The 3,833-nt window shown below is 55.9% G+C and carries 3 protein-coding genes and 1 pseudogene; 1 reads left to right on the top strand and 3 read right to left on the bottom strand.

Annotated features, from left to right (window positions below; genetic code table 11):
* Window positions 1-58: 58 nt before the first annotated feature.
* Window positions 59-163 (top strand): annotated as a pseudogene (locus R6U20_RS05010) (DUF4385 family protein); the annotation flags it as partial.
* A gap of 46 nt (window positions 164-209) precedes the next feature.
* On the opposite strand, the gene R6U20_RS05005 reads toward R6U20_RS05010, so the two are convergent.
* The 3 genes from R6U20_RS05005 to R6U20_RS04995 all read right to left on the bottom strand — a co-directional run bounded on the left by R6U20_RS05005 (window position 210) and on the right by R6U20_RS04995 (window position 3,520).
* Window positions 210-1,313 (bottom strand): hypothetical protein, encoded by a 1,104-nt coding sequence (locus R6U20_RS05005; RefSeq protein WP_410336769.1) that lies wholly within the window; start codon window positions 1,311-1,313, stop codon window positions 210-212.
* Window positions 1,314-1,921: 608 nt separating this feature from the next.
* Window positions 1,922-2,959, bottom strand: coding sequence for a DNA polymerase III subunit delta (gene holA, locus R6U20_RS05000; protein ID WP_410336768.1), 1,038 nt, complete (start codon window positions 2,957-2,959; stop codon window positions 1,922-1,924).
* Window positions 2,960-2,992: 33 nt separating this feature from the next.
* Window positions 2,993-3,520: a hypothetical protein gene (locus R6U20_RS04995; protein ID WP_410336767.1), complete on the bottom strand. Its 528-nt coding sequence runs from the start codon at window positions 3,518-3,520 to the stop codon at window positions 2,993-2,995.
* Window positions 3,521-3,833: the final 313 nt, after the last annotated feature.

The raw sequence follows: 3,833 nt of genomic DNA, 5'->3' as shown, positions 1-3,833 counted from the left end.
TCCCACCCAAAGACGCCGCCAGCGCCTCCCCCGAGCGCACTACCGACCCCGATTCCGCATGAGCACATACGACATTGACTTTCGGGCGCATCCAGAAGCCTACCGCATCCAGCCGAACGAAAAGGGCGTGTTCAAGGTGGAGCCGTACAAGAGCGTGCTGCTTCGGCACTGAAGGCTTATCTGTAAACTGCGAAAGTTATATGAGGCAATCAAAGTAGATTAGTGACGTTGTAAATATCTACTTTTTGTGCGCCCGAGGAGCTGGTGCGTATGCCGTATGCTTTTCCGTCTTTGACGACTTGCAGGAAGACAATTCCTTCTAACGTAAACTCCGACAACTGCTGGCCACTTTCATCAAACACGCGATACATGGTATTTCCTTCGTCGAACGCATCGGGATCATTCACGGCAATCCAGGTTCGATTTTCCGTATCCACAACCATGTGCTCAAATGCAGGCATGGCATCAGGGGCCTCACGCCGCAGTTGCTCCACCTGGTCTGAAGATAACTCAGATCCCATCCGCTGTATCTCGGTCTCTAATAACTCATCGGTGACTGGAATGGGAGTATGATTATCCTCTACGACAGTCTCAGTATTCCCGCTAGCTGGATCAACCCTTTGAATTTCGATCTGCTCATTCATTCCATACAGAACATGCCCTTCCTGGTCAACAGCGACGACCGGACGCTGGCCAAACGGCATGAGACGCACGGAAAAGCCTCCGTTTTCGAACACAATGAACTCTCTGTCTGGGACAGTGGCGATAGCGTCTTCTTCTCCAAGAAAATGAAGACGGATGCTCCGATCTTTTTCATTTCGGTTCTCTGGACTAAAGCCGCGTCCTGATACAACTACTTTTTCCCCATCCGGCAACACCCAGATTCCGTGTAGCCCGACCAACGGGCCTCCTATCATACTGGAGCTTAGTCCGTCGTCGCGCGAAGGAAGAGTCGTTGTGGTACTGCGCCTCTCGTTACCGGTGGAAAACGCAACTATCCGGCGAGCCATTCGGTCATGTACAAACAGCGAATCGTTTGGTCCCATATCCATACCAGAAATCGCCTGGAACTCCCCGGGACCTTGCCCGCGCCCTCCGAACGAGTCATCATAGGTTCCATCTGGCATGTATCGGTGGACCTGCATGTTGATGTAATCACCCACGTACACACGGCCTTGTTCATCTACGTCGATGCCCTGGACCAATCCGATGCGATCGTCTTCGATTTGTACTTCAGGCTGATGTGGATCATCCGGAACGCCCAGCCCAAGCAGATGAGCGAGCAGAGCAATTACGAATAAGGAAGTGCTCATGACTAAAGTTCTGGTTTCGGCAGTTAAAGTAAACTTTTACACGTAAAGTGGGGATGTACACTCACTGTCAAGTGCACATCCCCACTGTTCTTCTTACTGACTAATTTATTCAATTATTTCTTCTGGGCAGCTACATCCATCCCCATCGGCTTCGCAACCAGCGCAGAAACAGCACCCTCCACCACCGCCACAGCACTTAGGATCGTCATTGACGAATGCATCAGCAAAGGCAGCGTTATTTACAGAGCACATATCTGCAACCTTCGCAGAAACCGCAGAGCGCGCAACCAGAAGGTCAGGTCCTTCTACAACTTCCATCTCTGGATTGTAACGAATCTCTTCGCCTTCAAAGGACGCGTTACTGTCCATGACGAAGCCAGATAATATGAGTGTTATAGCAACTATGAAGATGGGAACTACACTATGTCGAAGCATATTTCTTTGGTGTTGGTGAACTTTTGATTATGACACACCACACCTTAATGGGGGGGGGAAGAAACTCAATGATTTAGACTCGTGAAATGTGAAATTACAGGAAGTGAAAAAGACGTATGCACCACACCGAGCACGTCTACGATGCACACGTCAGCCCCATGGCGTAGCACGCGCTACCGCGCCGCCTGACGGTTCGGCATCAACTGGCGCAAGAGCAGCGTCAGGATTAGCATCGGGCCGCGCTGGCTGCCGCCTTTGAGTTCGTAATCTGCCGCCACCAGGGCCTGATACGCCTGCGCCAGGCGTCCACGGGTGTAGCGCTTGGCGCTCTGCACGTACTCAGACACGAAGTACGGCGACACCCCGATTACACCCGCCAGCTGACGGTTCGACTTGCGCTGCACATCGGCCGGTTGCAGCTTCCACAGCTTGTCGATGTAGGAATTCAGAATCGCCACAATCATGATGGCCTCACCGCGCGGGTTGTTGGCCTGCTGCAAGAGGCGATCCGCAATGCGCATCGCATCAGCATGGCGGCCCTCGCCGATGGCGCTCTGCAGCTCGAACACATTGAACTCGCGCGTCTGTCCGCTGGCGCGCAGCACATCGTCGGTGGTAATCTCGTCGCGCTCCCCGATGAACGTCTCCAGCTTATCGATCTCGCTGACCGCCGTCTGCAGATCCGTGCCCACGTACTCGGCCAGCATCTGCACAGCACGCCCGTCAATGCGCAGCCCGCGGCCCTCCACATGACTCTTAATCCAGCCCGGAATCTGGTTGTCGTAGAGCGACTTGAAGTGCGACCACGTGGCATTGCGCTTCAGCGCCCGGTACGGATGCGCGCTCAGGTTCGGCTTCGTGGTGCAGAGCAAAAGCACCACCGCCTGCGGATTCGGCTGCTTGGCGTAGCTTTTGAACATCCGGTTGTTCTCCAGCTGCTCAAACTCGCGCACCACCACCACGCGGCGCTCCGCCATCACCGGGTAGCCCTGACAGATGTTGATCACCTGCGAGGCCTCTGCCTCCGAGCCGTAGATCAGATCGAAGTTGAAATCGTGCTGCTCCGGCGGCAGGGCATGCTCAATCAACAGCTCCTGCAACTCATCCATCAAAAACCCCTCCTCGCCAAAGAAGAAGTAGAGCGGATCGAAGTTCTCGTGCCGAAACTGCGTCGCCAGTTCGTTAAACGACGGACCCGTATTCTTCGCCATAAGATATGCAGCAACAGATGAAAGGCAGCGCGCTTACTTCGGCAGATCCTCGTCCCGATCCGACAGGTGCGCATGATGCAAACGTTGCGCCACCGTGCGCAGGCGTTCTGTATCGTTTTGGAGGATGCGATGGGCCCAGTCAAAGACCGTCATTTCGGTGCGATCTACCTCCACATCGCGCCCCCATGCGTCGAGGTCGCACGCGTGCAGGCTCTCGACAAGCGCTTGCCGGGTTTGTCTCAAGCGATCGAGAGTCATGCCGAACCCGTTCTCGCGCCAGGCATGCTCGTTGGCTACGTCCAGCGCCTCGCGCGATCGGATGCGCGGTGTTGTGCCGTCCTTCACCATCTCGACTGCCGGACGCCGCACGCGCTCGTCGAGATGGGCGATGAACGCATACACTTCGATGATGGCCAGCGTATCGGGCGTAGGGCGCTCGACGAGCAGCTGCGTTGGGATCCGGTCCACAAACATACGCATCCCCTCGACTTCCTCTACCAGCATGCCGAGCTGGTCCAGGAACGACTGGCGAAGCGATTGCGCTTGGTCGGTATCAGCCATGGAAAATCAGGCAGGCCCAGAAAAACATGCGTTCGAGAAGACTACGCCGGAGCGTGCTCCGACGCGGGCGGTCCTTTTCGGTCGCGCGGGGCCCAGTCTTTGTCATCGTCGGTTACGCGAGCGTCGTCGCGCAGATGGGTCGTGTCCAGCCCATCCATGTCCTCATCGGCCAGCCAGTCCAGGAAATGCTGGTCCTTCCCGCCTCGAGGTGGGCGATGACCGCCTCGAGGCGAACGGCATGACCCACAGCCTCGACTTGGAGACCACGGTGAAGCGGACCTTTATGGAGCGCTTCACCGAGCGCGTTCTGGAG

The organism is Longimonas sp., from assembly GCF_046498435.1.
Taxonomy (GTDB): Bacteria; Bacteroidota; Rhodothermia; order Rhodothermales; family Salinibacteraceae; genus Longimonas.
This window is presented reverse-complemented; position numbering and strand designations above follow the sequence as displayed.

Excerpts from the sequence above, each read along its gene's own strand:
- R6U20_RS05005 (WP_410336769.1), bottom strand. The coding sequence starts at position 1,313 with ATGAGCACTTCCTTATTCGTAATTGCTCTGCTCGCTCATCTGCTTGGG.
- R6U20_RS04995 (WP_410336767.1), bottom strand. The coding sequence starts at position 3,520 with ATGGCTGATACCGACCAAGCGCAATCGCTTCGCCAGTCGTTCCTGGAC.
- holA (WP_410336768.1), bottom strand. The coding sequence starts at position 2,959 with ATGGCGAAGAATACGGGTCCGTCGTTTAACGAACTGGCGACGCAGTTT.